Annotated in this window: 3 protein-coding genes and 1 pseudogene; all 4 read right to left on the bottom strand. The window is 55.5% G+C overall.

Annotation, left to right across the window (positions count from 1 at the left end; translation table 11 throughout):
* A pseudogene (locus tag BUB44_RS14775) lies at positions 1-233 on the bottom strand (hypothetical protein); the annotation flags it as partial.
* A 19-nt stretch (positions 234-252) separates the two neighbouring features.
* Entirely contained in the window at positions 253-582 is a 330-nt protein-coding gene (locus BUB44_RS14770; RefSeq protein WP_073167745.1) for a UPF0175 family protein, read from the bottom strand.
* Positions 567-1061, bottom strand: coding sequence for a PIN domain-containing protein (locus BUB44_RS14765; protein WP_073167743.1), 495 nt, complete (start codon positions 1059-1061; stop codon positions 567-569). The genes BUB44_RS14770 and BUB44_RS14765 overlap by 16 nt, the downstream gene beginning before the upstream one ends.
* Positions 1062-1638: 577 nt before the next feature.
* Positions 1639-2448 carry a helix-turn-helix transcriptional regulator gene (locus BUB44_RS14760; protein ID WP_073167740.1) on the bottom strand — a complete coding sequence of 270 codons (810 nt, stop codon included), beginning with the start codon at positions 2446-2448 and terminating at the stop codon, positions 1639-1641.
* Positions 2449-2551: the final 103 nt, after the last annotated feature.

Here is a 2551-nt window from a genome sequence, read left to right as displayed (position 1 = left end):
AGTGCCTCGCTGGCTACGGGCCGGACGCAGGTCATGGTGTCCACAACCACGTCGCCGTCTTGGGGTTTATAATAGTGGGGCTCCACGGAGCTGACCACCGCCAGGTTCAGCCCGGGGATGACCGGGTTCCAATGATCCCCCAGATGCACGATTTCATCCACCGCTCCCGGGTTTTTGGGATCAACCACGTGAGGGGTTGTTACGGCTATAAAACATTCTGTGTGAGGGTACAAGCCCGGTAATGCATATGGTTTACGGGTTTTTCCCAAAAGAATCTTCCAATTCCGGCAACAGTGTTGCCAGGCCTTGTTCGGGTTCGGGTATGATGTTTATATTTTCAGACTTGAGAATTTCGTTCATTTCAAAGTAATCGACTCCCAGCATATCTGCGCACTGCCGGATAGTCATCCGGCCCTCCCGGTAAGCCTGTACAGCCTCTTTTTTGTAGATTTCACGTAGCGCAAAGGAAACTAATTGCTGAAGGGCGGATGAACGGTCCAGGTACCTTTTGGAAGCATATGCGTCCAACCTTTTTAAGAGCACCGGATCAAACTCGGTGCTTATTCTTACTCTTTTTTCCATTGTCTCTTGGCCTCCAGGTAAAGTTTTGCTATTTTTTCGTCCAGTCGCCTGTGTTTTACCAAACCATCAAGGGCCGATTTGAAACTGTCATAGTTAAGATAGTACAGAAGGAATTCCGGCGAGGTATGAACCTTCAGGCCGGCTCCAAGAGCCTTTTTACGCAACCTTATATCATCCGTCAACAGGACGGCCTTTCGCTGAAAAGCCAGGGATAAAACGCTATCATCCACCGGTGATATTCCTTTTGTTCCCAGGCGATTTGATACCGCCACGCTTTTGACCAGGGGTGGTTCGGGGAGAAAGACTTCACGGCTGATCAGAAACGCATCGGCGTAGCCCCGGTGTAAACCTGTTTCAACAACTTCCTGGTACACTTCCTCCGGGCACAGGGCAGGCCCGGGCAGCAGCTTAATCAACTGGAGGGCGTTAATCCTGGACAGCGAGATTAAGAACGATGAGTCCACCACATATTCAGGCAATGCTTTCACCCGCTTATGATTGTTTTGATTTCCTCAACCAAACGTTCAACTGCCATTGGATTTCACCTCGTTGTCCAGTATACCATATTCTGTAATTAGGAGCAATAATCAGCGATGGGCTACCGCCTTGAAGAAACTGTATGAGTGGGCCATGTGAGACCTGCTCATATGACATCCTTTAAGTGCCCCGTGAGTAACGCGGCCTTCAAGAGCCGCGACTTTTACGCTGTCTGTAACGAGTTGGGGGTTGATCCCTATTTTCCCCTGCTGTTTATCACAGGAGTCTACCAGCCCCGTGACGAAGATTACCTTCGGCGTAATCTATACGCTCACCGCGCATGGCCTCACCACATCCTGAAGCTGCTCCCAGACCAGATACTGCAAAAGATGAATTGTAGTCCGTCTTATCGCTTCAACGAAGAACTTGTATTTGAGACCGATCCCTCAGCGGGAGACTACTGGTGCAACGGAGCAGAGTTCAAGATAAGACGCCTGACTGACATCAAGAACCAGGAAATGCTAATTGAGATTGCTGAGGAGTTATTGGCCCCGCGCATTGCTTTAGAAACCAAATCGGCTAACCGGTGGTCTTTGGAAGGGGGGCCGCGCGGGAACAGAGCACTTGTGCCGGTGTCGCTCCCGCAGGGCCGCGAGGCGCTCCGGGCTCCGGGCGACTTCGACCGCCCAGGCGAAAGACGCGCCTTTCGCCCGCGGCGAGGCAGCGGCCAACCAGGTACCAGATCCCGTGCCGGCTGAGCAGGCCGTACGGCTCGACCTCGCGTGTGGTCAGTTGCCCGTCGGAGGCGCGCCGGTAGGCCAACCGTACCCTTTTGGCCAGGCGGATGGCCTGGAGTATCCGCTCTACCAGGCGCGCGTTCTTCTGCGGGTTTGCCGGGCCGTGCCCCGAGACGTATACGTAGCGCTCCATCTCCTGCCGCAGGCGACTCCACTCGGCTACCCGCTGCAGTACGCTCTCGAAGACGAGCTTCAAAAGCACTTCGAACTGGTCGGGCAGGAGGTGCCGCTGCTGCGGGTAGAGGCTTAAGGCCAGGAGCAGGGCCAGGCCAGGATCGAACCGGGGCGCGGCGAGGTCGCGGGTGAAGATGTACGTGTGGCGGTCGCCTTTTTTCCGGACCTCGATGGCCCGCGGCTCCCTGTCGATCTCCTCGCAGTCGTCCTCATCGTTGTAGGCCAGCGGGTCGAAGAGGAGGTTGATGCGCCGGATGATGCGCCGGATGGTCTTCTCGCTCGGCTCCCGGTCCTTGACCTCCCGGTATGCCTCCTTCAGCTCTTCCAGGGTGGCCCCGCCTGCGGGCGTTTTTTCGATCACCGTGAGCAGGATCTTGATGACCGCCTCCGGGTGGTCCCGGGTACGCGGGTACGGCATAGTGGCTCCCCCTCCCTTGTCCTTCTACCTGATGCCCGGGGCATTGTATTCCCGTCTCATTTTCCCCGTGGTCGTGAAACATTTCCCCCGGATCCATTCGTTT

This window comes from Desulfofundulus australicus DSM 11792, assembly GCF_900129285.1.
Classification (GTDB): Bacteria; Bacillota; Desulfotomaculia; order Desulfotomaculales; family Desulfovirgulaceae; genus Desulfofundulus; species Desulfofundulus australicus.
This window is presented reverse-complemented; position numbering and strand designations above follow the sequence as displayed.

Bases quoted from the DNA above. Each gene is read 5' to 3' on its own strand.
- BUB44_RS14760 (WP_073167740.1), bottom strand. From the start codon at position 2,448: ATGCCGTACCCGCGTACCCGGGACCACCCGGAGGCGGTCATCAAGATC.
- BUB44_RS14770 (WP_073167745.1), bottom strand. From the start codon at position 582: ATGGAAAAAAGAGTAAGAATAAGCACCGAGTTTGATCCGGTGCTCTTA.